At 66.9% G+C, this 16,944-nt stretch carries 8 protein-coding genes, 1 tRNA gene and 1 pseudogene; 6 read left to right on the forward strand and 4 right to left on the reverse strand.

Features of this window, described 5'->3' with window-relative positions:
- The first annotated feature begins 118 nt into the window (after window positions 1-118).
- From treS to ACCD06_RS27060, 6 genes are all read left to right on the forward strand, one after another.
- Window positions 119-3,469, forward strand: a complete 3,351-nt coding sequence (gene treS, locus ACCD06_RS27035) for a maltose alpha-D-glucosyltransferase (RefSeq protein WP_109075178.1) — start codon at window positions 119-121, stop codon at window positions 3,467-3,469.
- Between the two features lie 267 nt (window positions 3,470-3,736).
- The gene (gene glgB, locus ACCD06_RS27040) at window positions 3,737-6,019 is read left to right on the forward strand and encodes a 1,4-alpha-glucan branching protein GlgB (protein WP_413344778.1); all 2,283 of its coding nucleotides are present in this window, start codon (window positions 3,737-3,739) and stop codon (window positions 6,017-6,019) included.
- A 479-nt stretch (window positions 6,020-6,498) separates the two neighbouring features.
- Window positions 6,499-8,637 (forward strand): glycogen debranching protein GlgX, encoded by a 2,139-nt coding sequence (gene glgX / locus ACCD06_RS27045; protein ID WP_109075180.1) that lies wholly within the window; start codon window positions 6,499-6,501, stop codon window positions 8,635-8,637.
- Between the two features lie 153 nt (window positions 8,638-8,790).
- Window positions 8,791-9,888 carry a two-component system response regulator gene (locus ACCD06_RS27050; protein WP_109075181.1) on the forward strand — a complete coding sequence of 366 codons (1,098 nt, stop codon included), beginning with the start codon at window positions 8,791-8,793 and terminating at the stop codon, window positions 9,886-9,888.
- A 106-nt stretch (window positions 9,889-9,994) separates the two neighbouring features.
- On the forward strand, window positions 9,995-12,187 hold the full coding sequence (gene malQ / locus ACCD06_RS27055) for a 4-alpha-glucanotransferase (protein WP_109075182.1): 2,193 nt from the start codon (window positions 9,995-9,997) through the stop codon (window positions 12,185-12,187).
- 161 nt (window positions 12,188-12,348) lie between these two features.
- A tRNA-Gln gene (locus tag ACCD06_RS27060) sits at window positions 12,349-12,422 on the forward strand.
- Between the two features lie 132 nt (window positions 12,423-12,554).
- Here the strand turns inward: ACCD06_RS27060 and ACCD06_RS27065 are convergent.
- The 4 genes and pseudogenes from ACCD06_RS27065 to ACCD06_RS27080 form a co-directional block, all read right to left on the reverse strand.
- Window positions 12,555-13,310: a recombinase zinc beta ribbon domain-containing protein gene (locus ACCD06_RS27065; RefSeq protein WP_413344781.1), complete on the reverse strand. Its 756-nt coding sequence runs from the start codon at window positions 13,308-13,310 to the stop codon at window positions 12,555-12,557.
- 115 nt (window positions 13,311-13,425) lie between these two features.
- A pseudogene (locus ACCD06_RS27070) lies at window positions 13,426-13,845 on the reverse strand (recombinase family protein); the annotation flags it as partial.
- A 224-nt stretch (window positions 13,846-14,069) separates the two neighbouring features.
- The gene (gene pyk / locus ACCD06_RS27075; RefSeq protein WP_109157673.1) at window positions 14,070-15,554 is read right to left on the reverse strand and encodes a pyruvate kinase; all 1,485 of its coding nucleotides are present in this window, start codon (window positions 15,552-15,554) and stop codon (window positions 14,070-14,072) included.
- A 3-nt stretch (window positions 15,555-15,557) separates the two neighbouring features.
- The gene (locus ACCD06_RS27080; protein ID WP_109157672.1) at window positions 15,558-16,838 is read right to left on the reverse strand and encodes a glycerate kinase; all 1,281 of its coding nucleotides are present in this window, start codon (window positions 16,836-16,838) and stop codon (window positions 15,558-15,560) included.
- Window positions 16,839-16,944: the final 106 nt, after the last annotated feature.

Genomic DNA, 16,944 nt, shown 5'->3' on the forward strand with positions numbered 1-16,944 from the left:
CGGAAGTCAGGGGTTGTCTGACGGCTGGTGGGGTGAAACCTTCGCTCCCGTGGCTTGTTTCCGTCCCGTGTTCCCGCGACACGTGTTCCGTCAAACGCTTCTCGAAAGTGCTCGACCCATGATCGATCGGCAGGACCGGCTTTGGTACAAGGACGCCGTCATTTACCAACTGCACCTCAAGGCGTTCTTCGACGCCGACAATGATGGCATCGGCGACTTCGCCGGCCTGACCCAGAAGCTGGATTATATCCAGGAACTGGGGGTGACGGCGGTGTGGCTTCTGCCCTTCTATCCATCGCCGCTGCGCGACGACGGCTATGACATCGCCGACTACACCTCGGTCAACCCGACCTACGGGAACCTGGATGACTTCCGGCACTTCATGGAGGAATGCCACAACCGCGGCCTGCGGGTGATCACCGAACTGGTCATCAACCACACCTCCGACCAGCATCCCTGGTTCCAGCGCGCGCGCGAGGCGCCTCCCGGCTCCAACCACCGCGACTATTATGTCTGGTCCGACAGCGACCAGAAATACCAGGGCACGCGCATCATCTTCTGCGACACGGAGAAATCCAACTGGACCTGGGATCCGGTCGCCAACGCCTATTACTGGCACCGCTTCTATTCGCACCAGCCCGACCTGAACTTCGACAATCCGGAGGTTCTGGAGGAGGTGCTGAAGGTCATGCGCTTCTGGCTGGACATGGGGGTCGACGGGCTGCGGCTCGACGCCATCCCCTACCTGAAGGAGCGCGAGGGCACCAACAACGAGAATTTGCCGGAAACCCACGACGTCCTGAAGGCGATCCGCGCCGCGCTGGATGCCGAATATCCCGACCGCATGCTGCTGGCCGAGGCCAACCAGTGGCCGGAGGACGTGCTGCCCTATTTCGGCGATCCGGAAAAGGGCGGCGACGAATGCCACATGTCCTTCCACTTCCCGCTGATGCCGCGCATCTACATGGCGGTGGCGATGGAGGACCGGCATCCCATCGCCGATATCATGCGTCAGACGCCCGACATTCCGGCCGACTGCCAGTGGGCTATCTTCCTGCGCAATCACGATGAATTGACGCTGGAGATGGTCACCGACAGCGAGCGCGACTATCTCTGGAACTTCTACGCCGCCGACCGGCGCATGAGGATCAACCTCGGCATCCGCCGCCGCCTCGCCCCGCTGCTGGAAAACGACCGCCGCAAGATCGAGTTGCTGAACAGCCTCTTGATGTCGATGCCCGGCACGCCGGTGCTGTATTACGGCGACGAGATCGGCATGGGCGACAACATCTATCTCGGCGACCGCGACGGCGTGCGCACGCCGATGCAGTGGTCGATCGACCGCAACGGCGGCTTCTCGCGCGCCGACCCGGCGCGGCTCTACCTGCCGGCGGTGCTCGACCCGATCTACGGCTTCATGGCGGTCAATGTCGAGGCGCAGGCGCGCAATCCGTCGTCGCTGCTGAACTGGATGAAGCGGCTGGTGGCGGTGCGCAAGCAGCGCCAGAGCTTCGGCCGCGGCAGCTTCTCGCTGCTCTATCCCGGCAACCGCAAGGTCCTGGCCTATATCCGCTGCATGGAGACGGAAAACGGGTCGGAGATCGCGCTGTGCGTCGCCAACCTGTCGCGCTCGGCCCAGGCGGTGGAGCTGGACCTGAAGACTTGGAAGGGCCGCATCCCGGTCGAACTGCTGGGCCGCACCGTCTTCCCGCCGATCGGCGACCTTCCCTATCTGCTGACCCTGCCGGCCTACGGCTTCTACTGGTTCGCCCTGACGGCGGAGGCGGAGCTGCCGACCTGGCACGAGACCCCGCCGGAACCGGTGCCGGACCTGCTGACCGTCGTCATGCGCGACGGCTGGCACAGCCTGACCAGCGGCAAGGCGGCGGACGAGCTTGGCCGCGACATCCTGCAGGCCTTCCTGCCCAAGCAGCGCTGGTTCTCCGCCAAGGACCGCCGCATCACCCGCTCGCACGTCACCATGGCCGCCCAATTGCCGGGCCCCGGCGACGGCTTCATGCTGGTCAGGACGCAGGTAGGGCTGGATGGCGACGCCGCCGACCAGAGCTATTTCCTGCCGCTGGCGATGAGTTGGGAGAGCGGGGCCGGCGGCACCGGCTGGCCGCTGCTGCCCTACACGCTGGGCAAGGTGCGGCGCGGTCCCAGGACCGGCGCCATCTATGACGCCGTGCAGGCCGACGGCTTCGCCCTGGCGCTGATCGAGGCGCTGCGCCGCGGCGACACGCTGAAGGCCGCCGCCGGTGACGACGTCGTCCGCTTCACCGCGACCGAGGCGTTGAACGCCATCGAGCTGTCGGAAGAGCCCGAGGTGCGGCGTCTGGGCGTGGAGCAGAGCAACACCTCCGTCCTGGTCGACAGCCAGATCGTGCTGAAGGTGCTGCGCCGTCTGGTGGAGGGCGAGCATCCCGAAGTCGAGATGGGCCGCTTCCTGACCGAGGTCGGCTTCGCCAACACCCCCGCCCTGCTGGGCACGGTCGAACAGGTCGCCGCCGACGGCACGCCGACGGCGCTGGCGGTGGCCCAGGCCTTCGTCCGCAACCAGGGCGACGGCTGGGCCAGCACGGTCGAGGAGCTGGAGCGCCAGCTGGAGGACATCCGCCTTGGCGTCGCCGGCACCACCGAGGACGCCGCCGAATCGGGCGAGCCCTTCGGCATGCATCTGGTGATGATGACCACGCTGGGGCAGCGCACCGCCGAACTGCACCGGGCGCTGGCGCAAGGCCCCGGCAAGCAAGGCACCGCCAATCCGGCCTTCGACCCGGAGCCGATCACCGCCGAGGATCTGGCGCGCTGGGCCGATGCCGCTCGCGTCCAGGCGGAGGCTGCCTTCGCCGTCCTGCCGGGAACGCTGGACCGCCTGCCGGCCGACGTGCGGGCCGATGCCGAACAGCTTCTGGCCCGCCGGGCGGAGGCGATGGACCGGCTGTCGGCGCTGGCGTCGATGCCGGCCGACGGCGTCAAGACCCGCATCCATGGCGACTATCACCTGGGTCAGGTCGTGCGGGCGCAGAACGACTGGTACATCCTGGACTTCGAAGGGGAGCCGGCCAAGACGCTGGAGGAACGCCGCGCCAAGTCCAGCCCGCTGCGTGACGTGGCCGGCATGCTGCGCTCCTTCAACTATGCCGCCTGGGCGGCGCTGTTCCGGCTGGACAGCGCCGGCGAGGGGTCCAACAGCGGCGACAGCCCGGCGCTGGCCGCCGCCCGCGATTGGGAGCGCCGCAGCGTCGAGTCCTTCCTCGACGGCTATCGCACGGTGATCGAGGGCTGCCCGGCCTGGCCGTCGGAGGGCGGCACCGCGCGCGGCCTGCTGACCCTGTTCCTGCTGGAAAAGGCCTTCTACGAGATCGGCTACGAGGCGGCGAACCGGCCCAACTGGATCGGCATCCCGGTCAAGGGCGTGCTGGGCCTTCTCGACGACGCCAACGAGGCGGGCGCGAAGGAGTAACCGGGCAAATCCGCGGCGGGCATGGTGTGACGAAACCGCCGCGGGTATGTTCACCTCCGGAGAAGGCGTTCCGGCGGGGCTTTGCACCATGCAGCGCCTCGTTCGCCGTCATTCCCGCGAAGGCGGGAATCCAGGGCTCCCCAAAACGGGGTTTAGCGCGTAAGCCTGGATCCCCGCCTTCGCGGGGATGACGGGGATGGAACGGTTATGGTCCATGAAGACGATGGGGCCTCCACGAAGAAGGGCACTTGGCCAATGGCGAGCGACATGACGACGGATACCCGCAAGGACCAGGCGCAGACCGGCGTCTCCGAAAGCCGTAACCCCGGCCCCACCGACCACCGGGCCGAGGCCCTGCGCGCGGCGGCGGACGCCATCGCGCGGGCCGACCATGGCGATCCCTTCGCCGTGCTCGGCATGCAGCAGGAGGCGCCCGGCCGCCCGGTGGAGGTCCGCGCCTTCGTGCCCGGCGCCGAGCGGCTGTGGGTGATCGACAGCGCCACCGGCGAGCCAGCGGGCGAGGCCGAGCGCATCCATCAGGACGGTTTCTTCCTGGCCGTGCTGCCCGACCGGACGGAGCGTTTCCGCTACCGCCTGCGCGCGCAATACCCGCTGGCGACCCAGGAGTTCGAGGACGCCTATCGCTTCGGCAACATGCTGGGCGAACTGGACGTCCATCTGCTGGCCGAAGGCACCCACCTGCGGACCTACGAGAAGCTCGGCGCCCATCCGCGCGAGGTCGACGGCGTCGCCGGCGTGTCCTTCGCCGTCTGGGCTCCCAGCGCCCGCAGCGTCAGCGTTGTCGGCGACTTCAACAACTGGGACGGCCGCCGCCTGCCGATGCGCCGGCGTGTCGAGGTCGGGGTGTGGGAAATCTTCGTTCCCGGCGCCCGTCCCGGCCAGCGCTACAAGTTCGAGATCCGAGGGCCCAACGGCAACCTGATGCCGGCTAAGGCCGACCCCTACGCTTTCCAGGCGGAGATGCGCCCGGCCACCGCCTCGGTGGTCCATGGCCTGCCATCCTACGAATGGCGCGACCAGGACTGGCAGAGCCGCAAGCTCGCCACCTCCGACCGCACCGCGCCGATCTCGATCTACGAGGTGCATCTCGGCTCCTGGGCGCGGGTGCCGGAGGAGGACAACCGCTTCCTGACCTATCAGGAACTGGCGGAGCGGCTGATCCCCTACGCCAAGGACATGGGCTTCACCCACATCGAGCTGCTGCCGATCACCGAGCATCCGTTCGATGGCTCCTGGGGCTATCAGCCGATCGGCCTCTATGCGCCCACCGCCCGTCATGGCTCGCCGGAGGACTTCAAGGACTTCGTCAACGCCTGCCACCGCGCCGGGCTGGGTGTGCTGCTCGACTGGGTGCCCGGCCATTTCCCGACCGACCCGCATGGGCTGGGCGATTTCGACGGCACGCATCTCTACGAGCATGCCGACCCGCGCCAGGGCTTCCACCAGGACTGGAACACCCTGATCTACAATTTCGGCCGGACGGAGGTGCAGAATTTCCTGCTCGGCAACGCGCTGTTCTGGCTCGACCAGTACAAGCTGGACGGCCTGCGCGTCGATGCCGTCGCCTCCATGCTCTATCTCGACTACAGCCGCAAGGAAGGGGAGTGGGTCCCCAACAAGTTCGGCGGTCGCGAGAACCTGGAATCCATCGCCTTCCTGAAGCGGATGAACGAGCTGGTCTATGGCCAGCAGCCGGGCGCGATGACGGTGGCGGAGGAATCGACCTCCTGGCCGATGGTGTCGAAGCCGACCTACCTCGGCGGTCTCGGCTTCGGCTACAAATGGAACATGGGGTGGATGCACGACACGCTGCATTACATGCAGAACGACCCGATCCACCGCCGCTATCATCACCACCAGATGACCTTCGGGCTGATCTATCAGTTCTCCGAGAACTTCGTGCTGCCGCTCAGCCATGACGAGGTGGTGCATGGCAAGGGCTCGCTCATCAACAAGATGCCGGGCGACGACTGGCAGAAATTCGCCAACCTGCGCGCCTATTACGGCTTCATGTTCGCCCATCCCGGCAAGAAGCTGCTGTTCATGGGCGGCGAGTTCGCCCAGTGGAACGAGTGGAGCGAAGCGCGCAGCCTGGATTGGCACCTGCTGGACCAGCCGATGCACCGCGGCATGCGCGACCTCGTCCGCGACCTGAACGGCCTCTACCGCGAGTTGGAGCCGCTGCACAAGACCGACTGCGACCCGTCCGGTTTCGAGTGGATCGAATCGAACGACAACGAGAACTCGGTCTACAGCTTCCTGCGCAAGGCCGACGATCCCGAGCACATCGTCATCGCCGTCTGCAATTTCACCCCTGTCCCGCGCCAGGGCTATCGCGTCGGCGTTCCGCTGCCCGGCCGCTATGTCGAGCGGATGAACACCGACGACGGCAAATACGGAGGCAGCGGCGTCGGCAACCCCGGCGGTGGCGTCTATGCCGAGGAAATGCCCTGGCACGGCCGCACCCACTCGCTGGACCTGACCATCCCGCCGCTGTCGACGCTGATCCTGGAGAGGAAAGCGGATTAAGGAAAGTCCCCTCTCCCCCCCGGGGAGAGGGTTAGGGTGAGGGGGACGCATTGCGGCCCTCTACCGAGAATCCATTCCGTGAGTCCCCCCTCACCCTTCGCTCTCCCGCGACGGGAGAGGGAGACGCACGCGACAACCCGCTCCACTTTCCCAACCTCCCTTGACGCCGCCGGGGGGAGGCTTTCTTATTGGATCCCTTGTGTCTTTTCGGGGAACCGGTGAGGCGTGCGCTGGCTGATGGTCGATAGGAACCCTGTTCCCTCCAATGATGACGCGATGCGGACCCGGCGGATAAACCGCGAGGTGCTGTACCGTCGGCGGAGTCGGTACGCGGTCGCGGCGAGGCAGCGAGGACGTGGAACAATGGAACAAGCCCCGGAAACTGTTTCATACTGTTCCAAACGTTCCATTCGCCGCCCCGCCGGATCGGCGGCCCTGACGATCGCCTCAAAGAAGTCCACCACACAGGCCGCCCGCTGATGCCTTCCACCCCCGCCCGCACCCCGGTCTGGCCCGGCAAGCCCCATCCGCTCGGCGCCACCTGGGACGGGTTCGGCGTCAATTTCGCGATCTTTTCCGCCCATGCCGAACGGGTGGAGCTTTGCCTGTTCGACAAGACCGGCCAGCGCGAGGTCGAACGGGTCACCCTGCCGGAACACACCGACGAGGTCTGGCACGGCTACCTGCCCGACGCCCGCCCCGGCCTGCTCTACGGCTACCGCGTCCATGGGCCGTACGAGCCGGAGGAGGGGCACCGCTTCAACCCGAACAAGCTGCTGATCGACCCCTATGCCCGGGCGCTGTTCGGCGGCTTCAAATGGTCGGACGCCCATTACGGCTACCGGGTCGGCTCGACGCGCGAGGACTTATCGTTCGACCGGCGCGACAACGCCCGCGGCATGCCGAAATGCCGGGTGGTGGACGGCGCCTTCACCTGGGGCCATGACCGCCACCGCCGCGTTCCCTGGATCGACACGGTCCTCTACGAGACCCATGTCCGCGGCTTCACCATGCGCCATCCGGAAGTGCCGGCCCATCTGCGCGGCACCTTCTCCGGCATGTCGACCCAGACGGTCATAGAGTATCTGCGCGCGCTCGGCATCACCTCGGTGGAGTTCCTGCCGGTCCAGGCCATCGCCGACGAGCAGCATCTCGTCACCCGCGGGCTGACGAACTACTGGGGCTACAACACCATCGGCTTCTTCGCGCCGGAGCCGCGCTACATGAACACCGGCGTCCTGTCGGAGTTCAAGACGATGGTCGCCCGCCTGCACGAGGCGGGGATCGAGGTCATCCTCGACGTCGTCTACAACCACACGGCCGAGGGCAACCATCTGGGACCGACCCTGTCCTTCAAGGGCATCGACAATCTCAGCTACTACCGGCTGATGCCGGACAGCCCGCGCTATTACATCAACGACACCGGCACCGGGAACACACTGGATTTCAGCCATCCGCGGGTGGTCCAGATGGTGATGGACAGCCTCCGCTACTGGGTGACGGAGATGCATGTCGACGGCTTCCGCTTCGACCTCGCCACCGTGCTGGCACGGGAGCCCTATGGCTACGACCCCGGCTCGGGCTTCCTCGACGCGGTGCGGCAGGATCCGGTGCTGGCCGACGTCAAGCTGATCGCCGAGCCGTGGGATGTCGGACCCGGCGGCTATCAGGTCGGCAATTTCCCGCCGGGCTGGGCGGAGTGGAACGACCGCTACCGCGACACCGTGCGCCGCTACTGGCGCGGCGACGACGGCATGCTGCCGGAACTGGCCGGCCGCATCGCCGGCTCCGCCGACCTGTTCGAGAAGCGCGGGCGCCGCCCCTGGGCGAGCGTGAACTTCATCACCGCCCATGACGGATTTACCCTGCACGATCTCGTCTCCTACAACGACAAGCACAATTGGGCAAACGGCGAGGAGAACCGCGACGGCCATTCCTCCAACTGCTCCTGGAACCATGGGGTGGAGGGGCCGAGCGACGATCCGGCGGTAAACGAACTGCGGGCACGGCAGAAGCGCAACATGCTGGCGACGCTGATGCTGTCGCAGGGCACGCCGATGATGCTGGCCGGCGACGAGCTGGACCACAGCCAGGACGGCAACAACAACGCCTACTGCCAGGACAACGACATCACGTGGCTCGACTGGTCCAGGCGTGACGGGTCGCTGGTGTCCTTCGTCCGCCGGCTGGTCGCATTGCGGCGCGCCCATCCGGTGTTGCGCCGCCCCCTCTTCCTGCATGGGCGGGAGGTGGCGGCGAACGGGCTGAAGGACATCGTCTGGTACAACGCCCAGGGGGTGGAAAAGACGGCGGAGCATTGGCGCAACACCCAGGCGCGCTGCATCGTCCTGCTGCTGAACGGCCGCGCCGGCGCCCATGTCGGCCCGGACGGGCAGCCGCTGTCCGACGGCGTCCTGCTGATCGTGCTGAACGCCCATGCCGATATCCTGACCGTGACCCTGCCCGACGTGCCGGGCGGCCGCGGCTGGCGCTGCGTGCTCGACACCCGCGTCGCCGACGGGGCGGGGGACGAGCGCATCCATCTGGCCGGGCGCTCGGCCCTGGTCGATGGGCGGACCGTCCTGGTTTTCACCTTGGTGGAGCAGCCGGGCATGTGAGTGGCGGCATGAAACCGATGGCGCGTTGCCCTGCGATCCTTTGCCCACTGTCCATCCCCCCGGCGGAGATGCTACCGCGACGGGCGGAGACAAAGCGTGTTACGCTGCGCCGCGCGTTCCCGTCACAGCGGCAGCGGAGCTTCGGGTAGGACGATGCCGGATTACGATTTCTCGCAGGTCGACGCCGCGATCATCGACAGCCAGCTCAACACCGCGCGCGTGTTCCGCGACGTGCTGATCCGGCTGGGCTTCCGCCGGGTGGAGCTGTTCGATTCGGTGAAGGCCGCCGCCGGCCTGCTGGCCGCGGCCATGCCCGATCTGGTGCTGGTCGATGCCGACGGCGAGGATTCGGAGGCCTTCCGCTTCATCCGCTCCCTGCGCAACGAACCGGCGGTGCCCAACCCGTTTGCCTGCGTCATCGTCACCACCTGGGCGCCGACCCCGGCGCTGCTGACCCGCGTCACAAATGCCGGCGGCGACGACCTGCTGATGAAGCCGGTGTCGCCCAAGCAGGTGCGCGAGCGCATCGTCAGCCTGATCGAGGCGCGCAAGGGCTTCGTCGTCACCGCCGACTACACCGGCCCCGACCGCCGCAAATCCCCGCGCGAGGGGGCGCAGGTGCCGGTGCTGGACGCGCCCAACACGCTGCGGCTGAAGGCGACCGGCCAATGGACCCAGTCCGGCGCCCGCATGCGGCTGAATGAAGCGATCGCCACCGTTACCACCCAGAAGCGGCTGCGTGCCAGCATCCAGGTCGCCTTCCTGATCGAATTCGCCCTGGCCGGGCTGGCACGGCCGGTTCCGGACCGCATGTCCATCGACCATGTCGGCCGCATCGGCGGCTTCCTCGACGATCTGCTGCGCCGGCTGGGCGACGACGGCGACCATGCCCCGGTGGAGGCGGTCGCCCGCGCCATCAAGTCCCTCGCCGACAAGGTGCGGGCCGCCGCCGAAGCCGGTCCCGTCTCCGCCGACGACCGCGACCAACTGCAGGCCCTGTCCCGTGCCCTGATGCAGGCCGTCGATCCCGACCGCCCGCTTGAGGCGATGACGCGGGAGGTGGCCTCCGCCGTCGACGGTTATCGCAGCCGGCTGGAGCAGATCGCCCAAGCCAAGGCCGCCGCTGCCGCTTCGGCGCTGGCGGCGTCATCCGCCGATGCGGCGGGCGAGACCACGAACGACTCCATCGCTTCCTCCGCTCTGCCGCCGACCGCGGCCGGGCCGGCGAGCACCGCCCTGTCGGCTGGTTGATGGGGGAGTGCCGATGGCATAGGCCGCCGGGCGACATTGACGCCACGAGCCGCGCCCCCAATCCCTAAGCCCCACCCTCTTTCCGTACAACCCGCGGGGACCCTGCATGAGTGATCTCGACCGGCTGGCCGATCTGCTTGGACTAGAACCCCACTATCACGACATCTGGGGCAACCGGCGGGAGACCTCCGCCGCCACCAAGCGGGCGCTGATCGCCGCCATGGGGTTGCAGGCCGCCACCGACGATCAGGTCGCCGACAGCCTGCGCACGGTCGAGCGCCGGTCCTGGAGTCGCCCGCTGCCGCCGGTGTTGGTGGTTGGGGAAGGGCAGGGGATCGATCTGAGCGTCGCTCTGCCGGCCGGCCTGGACGATGCCACCCTGGCGTGGGACCTGACGCCGGAGGGCGGCACGGCCCAGGGTGGCCGCATCCCGGTCCGCGACCTGCCCATCACCGACCGCGCCACCCTGGACGGCACGGCCTACGAGCGCCGCGCGCTGGGCGCCCTGCTGCCCGTATCGCTGCCCATCGGCTATCACCGGCTGGACCTGCATGTGGAGGCTGCCGGCGGGGCGGCAGGGCCGTCCGGCTCCACCACCCTGATCGTGGCGCCGGACCGCTGCGTGACGGTGGAGGAGATGGTGCCGGCCGGCCGCAGCTGGGGCATCGGCCTGCAGGTCTATTCGCTGCGGTCGGAGCATGACTGGGGCATGGGCGATTTCGGCGACCTCGCCGGCTTTGCCGAGATCGCCGGTCGACTGGGCGCCGGGCTGGTCGGCCTGAACCCGCTGCACGCCCTGTTTCCGGCCGACCCCAACCACATCGGTCCCTATTCCCCGTCCAGCCGCCAGTTCCTCAACATCCTCTACATCGACCCGGCCTCCGTACCCGAATTCGCCGGAGCCGACGATCTGCGCGACCGCATCGGGGACCCCGCCTTTCAGACGGCCCTGGCAACGGCCCGTCAGGCTGAGCTGGTCGACTACCCCGCCGTCGCCGCGCTGAAGCTGCCGCTCCTGGAAGCTCTGCACGCCCGATTCCGTGCCCTTCCCGACGACCACCCACGCAAGGCCGCCTATGCCGCCTTCCGGCAGGACATGGGCGCGGCGCTGGACCGCCATGCCATGTTCGATGCCCTGCACGAGCATTTCTTCTGCGAAGATTCCTCGCAGTGGATGTGGCGGAGTTGGCCAACCGCCTTCCAGGACCCGCGAAGCGCCGAGGTCGCGGCTTTCGCCACCGAGCATGCCGACCGCGTCGATTTCTTCGCCTGGACCCAGTTCGAGGCCGACCGACAGTTGGGCGAGGCCGCTGCGCGCGGGCGTTCCGCCGGGCTTGCCATGGGCTTCTACCGCGACCTTGCCGTTGCCGCCCATCCCGGCGGTGGCTCCGCCTGGGCCGATCCGTCGATGCTGGTGCAGGGCGCCAATGTCGGGGCGCCGCCCGACCAGTTCAACATGAACGGCCAGAACTGGGGCCTTGCCCCTCTGTCGCCGCTGGGCCTGCGTGAGTCCGCCTACGGCCCCTTCATCGAGCTTCTGCGCGCCAACATGCGCCATGCCGCCGCGCTCCGCATCGACCATGTGATGGCGCTGCAGCACCTGTTCTGGATTCCGGAGGACGGCAGCCCCGGCGCCTATGTCGCCTATCCCTTCCACGATCTGCTGCGCATCGTGGCGCTGGAGAGCCGCCGCAACCGCTGCGTCGTGATCGGCGAGGATCTGGGCACCGTGCCGGAGGGTTTCCGTCCGGCGCTGGAGCAGGCCGGCATCCTCAGCTACCGCGTGCTCTATTTCGAGCGCACCGTCGACGGCGGCTTCAAGTCCCCCGGCGACTATCCCGCCGGGTCGATGGCGACGGTCAGCACCCATGATCTGGCGCCTTTCAAAGGCTTCTGGACCGGCCGCGACCTGGACTGGCGCCGGCGTCTCGGCCTTTATCCGGACGATGCCAGCCGCGACAAGGACATCTGGGATCGTGGAGTCGACCGCTGGCGCCTGCTGCAAGCGTTGTCGCGCGAGGGGCTGCGCCCGGACAGCTATCCCAGCGATGATGGCGACCAGCCTTTCCGCGTGGAACTGTCGGCCGCTGTTCACGCCTATCTGGCGCGCACTCCGTCCCGCATCGTGATGGTGCAGATTGAGGACGCGCTGGCCGACGACGAGCAGCCCAACCTGCCCGGCACGGTGGACCAGCACCCCAACTGGCGCCGCCGCCTTCCCCGCAAGCTGGAGGAACTGGAGTCCGACGACGACCTCCGCCACATCATCGCTCCGATCGCCGCCATCGCCCCGCGCTGACCACCATTCGCCACCGGCGGCCCTGGGGAAATCCGGGCCGCCGGTGGCCGTTGGAAAAAAATGCATCCCAGGCGAAAAAAGCTCTTCACAGCCCGGCACATGGTCGCTATAAACCCGCCCACACCACGGGGCACGGCAAACGAGCCGCCCCGGTGACGGTCTGGGGGATCGTCTAGCGGTAGGACAGCGGACTCTGACTCCGCCAGCCTAGGTTCGAATCCTAGTCCCCCAACCAACCTTTTCAATGACTTATCAACTGCGTTTGGGCTGGTTGGGTGCTCCAGTAAGCACCCAGTAAGCACGGTGCTTTCGTGCTGAGCAGGTCTTGCTGGTTGACCGCATTTACCGAACACACCCACTTTCAGGCTCATAACCTGAAGGTCGCAGGTTCAAATCCTGCCCCCGCAACCACCGACAGTTGACAGCCCGCCTCCAACGAGGCGGGCTGTCGGCGTTTGGGTTCCGCCTCGGCGCACGCCTCCAGGATCGCCAGCAGGTCGCCATGAAGCTGCGCCTCCAGCCCGGCGTCGGAGGGGCAGGGGGACAGCACGACGCGGTCGACCATCGACCGGATCATCTCCATCGCGGCCATCCCCTCGTCGCCGTCGCCGAGCACGGATTCCAGCTCCGCGATCTTCCGCCGGTACAGCTCCGGCAGGTTGGCCGGCAGCAGCATCTCCAGCGCCTCCGTCCCCAGGGCGTCGATCTCGGCGGCGAGCGTGGCACGCTCGGCCTCCAGGGCGGACAGCCGCTCCTTCAGGGACGGGCTGTACATCCCGTTCTCCACTGCCTCCAGGATCGACGCGATCTTCCGGTCGGTTCCGGCGAGGGCGCGCTCCCGATCCCCGCGCCGGTTCCGGGCCTCGGCCTGGTCACGCCGTTGCGCCACGACCATTTTCTCAATAATGGCGGCGACCACGTCGGCGCCGAGCAGGCGCTCCTTCAGCCCGGCAAGAACACGGCCCTCGATCGCTTGCCGGGTGATGGTGCGGTCGTTCGGGTAGGTGCCCGAATTCCGGTGGCCGGCGCAACCGTAGCGGTCCTTGCCCATGATGGTGTAGCGGCCGCCGCAGACGCCGCACACCAGCACGCCGGACAGAAGGAAGCGCCCGCCGATGCACACGGTTCAGAGCGTTGCCCTGCTCATCCCGACCGATCTCGGTGGCAACCGCTTTCTGTCGCACCTTGACGCGGTTCCACAGAACGTCGTCGATGATGCGCTGTTCGGGGACTTCGACAATCTCCCGCTTTTCCTGAGGGTTGATGCGGGCGACGCGCTTGCTGGTGCCCGGATCCTTGACGAACTCGCAACGTCCCCAATCCAGGACGCGGGCATAATTGGCGTTGTTGAGGATACCGGTCCCGCGGGCGACCTGTCCGCGAATCGTGGTATCGACCCATTTTCTCCTCCTGGGGCCTGGAACGTTCTCATCATTCAACAGTCGGGCGATGGCGCGGGGGCTCATGCCGTCGGCGTACAGCGTGAAGATGCGGCGGACAGTCGCGAGCGAGCGGAACTGGAAGCGCAAGGGTGGAAACGCGCCTACGAGGCTCTGGTCCGCCACGGCCGGCGACTGGTGATGATCCTCGCCCAGCAGGCGGGACTGGTCGAACCGGCGAAGGCGGCGTGGCGCCTGCTGATGGATGCTGTCGGTCATGACAAGGATCCGGACATCATCGCTGCGGCGTGCATCGGTCTGGCACGGCGCCACGTGGCAAGCCTGATCAGGCCGCTCGGGTACGAACCGCTGGCCGATGCGCTGGTTGCCGCGCCTTAAGGCCTCCGGCTGATGAGCGTCGGTCAGAGGCGGGAACTGATCAAGCCGGATCATCCCCGCCTGAACATCCGCGCAGGGTGCGTCGTCGTGTCAGCCCTATACCGTCAACCCGGCGCCCCAATTCGCGTCAACTTGACAGTACCTGCTGACAGTGACGTGGATGGGTATGGGCTGTCCTTAACACCTACCACCCGTAGTACATTCGTGGCGCCTGGTGTGCCGAAAGGCACTCCGGCCGTGATTACCAGACGATCCCCTGCACTCGCCAACCCTTCGTGCACAGCAATCGAACAGGCCCGGTGAACCATTTCTGAAAAATCGCTCACGTCAGCAGAATGAGCCGCATGGACTCCCCAGGCCAGTGACAGGCGGCGCGCGGTGGACAGAGCCGGTGTGAGGCCAAGCACCGGAACCCCCGGCCGCAGGCGTGCAGCACGCAGTGCTGTCGAGCCCGATGTGGTGTAGGCCGCGATCGCCACGGCCCCGACCGTGACGGCGACTTGCCGTGCGGCGTTCGTGATGGCATCGGCGGTCGTCGCCTCGGGTTTCGGCCGGGCGGCGTCGGTGAACTTGCGGTGCTGCGGATCTTGTTCGACACGACGGACGATGCGGTCCATCATCGCCACAGCCTCCACCGGATAAGCGCCGGAAGCGGATTCAGCCGACAGCATCACGGCGTCGGCACAATCATAGACGGCGGTTGCCACGTCGGAGGCCTCCGCCCTTGTCGGCGCCGGCGCCGCTGTCATCGATTCCAGCATCTGCGTCGCAACAATAACCGGACGCCCAAGTGCTCGGCAATGGGTGACGATGCGCTTCTGGGCGCTGGGAACGTCCTCAGGCGGCATCTCGACGCCCAGATCGCCACGGGCCACCATTACGGCATCCGACAGAGCGATGATTTCGCCCAATGCCACCATAGCCGCCGGTTTTTCGATCTTTGCGACGATTCCGGCCCGCCCGGCAATCAGTTCCCGTGCCTCGGCCACATCTTCCGGGCGTTGCACGAATGACAGCGCAATCCAATCGACGCCCAGGCGAAGGCCGAATTCCAGATCGCGCCTGTCCTTGTCGGACAGGGCCGACAAAGGTAGGATGACGCCGGGTAGATTTACCCCCTTCCGGTCAGACAGGACGCCGGAGGTGACCACGACGGTCTCGGCGAAATCAGCGCCGCACCGCTCAACCCGCAGCCGCATTTTGCCGTCGTCCACAAGGATTTCAACGCCGGGCTCCAGCGCCTCATAGAGTTCCCGGTGCGGAAGCGCCACGCGCGAGGCATCGCCGGGTGCATCCGCGGTGTCAAGGCGGAAGCGCTGCCCGGCCTCCAGCCGTACCCGTTCTTGAGCGAACCGGCCAATGCGCAGCTTCGGCCCCTGAAGATCGAGGAGGATGCCGATCGGCCGCTTCACCTCCCGTTCCAGGTCGCGGATAATGAAATGGCGAAGCGCATGATCGTCATGGCTGCCATGGCTGAAATTGAGCCGGAAGACATCGACGCCCGCATCGTAAAGGGCACGAATGATCTCCGTCGAGGAACTTGCGGGGCCGAGAGTGGCCACGATTTTGGTGCTTCGCTGACGGCGCATCGCTCACCCCTGTCCTTTGCACTGCGGCTCGCGGCCGTCGATCAGAATGGCTCGGAAATCATTCACGTTGGTCAGCGTCGGACCCGTCACGACAAGGTCGCCGAGCGCCTGAAAAAACCCATACCCGTCATTGTCTGCCAGACGCGCCTTCGCATCGACCCCCAACGCGGCCGCCCGCTTCAGAGTGTCGGGGGCGAGAAGTGCACCCGCATTGTCCTCTGTCCCGTCGATACCGTCGGTGTCGGCGGCGAGCGCATAGACATCCGGCACTCCGTCGAACGCAACGGCGAGCGCAAGGAGGAATTCGGCATTGCGCCCGCCACGGCCATGCCCCCGCACGGTCACGGTGGTTTCACCGCCGGACAACAGAACACAGGGCCCGGCCACCGGCTGGCCGTGTTCCATCACCTGGCGGGCGATGCCGGCATGGACCAGCGCGGTCTGGCTCGCCTCGCCTTCGATGGCGTTGCCCAGGATCAGCGGCGTAAAGCCGGCGCTCCGCGCCGTTTCGGCGGCGCGCTCCAGTGCCATTTGCGGGGTGGCGATCATGATGGTTCTCACATCCTCACGCATTCTACCCGATGCTTCGCCAACGATGCGCGTCTCCGACAGGTATCGAACCACCGCCGCCGGTGGTTCGATCGCGTATTTCCGCAGAATTGCCAGCGCGTCGGCGGAGGTGGTCCGATCGGGTACAGTGGGGCCGGAGGCGATCACCGAGGGATCATCCCCCGGCACATCGGAAATGATCAAGGATACGACCTGTGCACGCGTGGCGGCGGCCAGACGGCCGCCCTTGATGGCCGACAACTGCTTGCGCACGCAGTTCATCTCCCTGATCGATGCGCCGGATCGCAGCAGCGCCTTGCTCACCACCTGTTTATCGGCGATGGAAAGTCCAGGCGCCGGCAGGGAAAGCAGTGCGGAACCGCCGCCGGAGATCAGACAAAGCAGGAGATCGTCAGGTCCCAACTCACCGGCCAGCTGCAGAATGCGGCGTGTTGCCGCCTCGCCAGCCGCGTCGGGCACAGGGTGTCCGGCTTCGACCGTCTCGATGAACCGGGTCGGCGCTGCATGACCATAGCGGGTGATCACCAAGCCGGATAAGGGACCCGACCAATGGTCTTCCACCGCCCGCGCCATTGCGGCGGCCGCCTTTCCCGCACCGACCACGATCGTGCGTCCCTTGGGCGGATCAGGCAGATGCGGCGGAACGCACTGATTGGGCGACGCTGCGTCCACCGCGGCCCGGAACATCGCCCACAAAAGCTCTTTCGGCTGCATTCTCAAAGTGACCATTCATTAGAAATTCGGCCGGCACCGGATCGACCCATTACAGATGGGCGGCGATGCCAAGTCTTGGTGGTTTTGCCGCCCATTCTGATTGCCG

Source organism: Azospirillum sp. CT11-132, from assembly GCF_047302835.1.
GTDB lineage: Bacteria > Pseudomonadota > Alphaproteobacteria > Azospirillales > Azospirillaceae > Azospirillum.

Excerpts from the sequence above, each read along its gene's own strand:
- treS (WP_109075178.1), top strand. The coding sequence starts at position 119 with ATGATCGATCGGCAGGACCGGCTTTGGTACAAGGACGCCGTCATTTAC.
- glgB (WP_413344778.1), top strand. The coding sequence starts at position 3,737 with ATGACGACGGATACCCGCAAGGACCAGGCGCAGACCGGCGTCTCCGAA.
- glgX (WP_109075180.1), top strand. The coding sequence starts at position 6,499 with ATGCCTTCCACCCCCGCCCGCACCCCGGTCTGGCCCGGCAAGCCCCAT.
- ACCD06_RS27050 (WP_109075181.1), top strand. The coding sequence starts at position 8,791 with ATGCCGGATTACGATTTCTCGCAGGTCGACGCCGCGATCATCGACAGC.
- malQ (WP_109075182.1), top strand. The coding sequence starts at position 9,995 with ATGAGTGATCTCGACCGGCTGGCCGATCTGCTTGGACTAGAACCCCAC.
- pyk (WP_109157673.1), bottom strand. The coding sequence starts at position 15,554 with ATGCGCCGTCAGCGAAGCACCAAAATCGTGGCCACTCTCGGCCCCGCA.
- ACCD06_RS27080 (WP_109157672.1), bottom strand. The coding sequence starts at position 16,838 with ATGCAGCCGAAAGAGCTTTTGTGGGCGATGTTCCGGGCCGCGGTGGAC.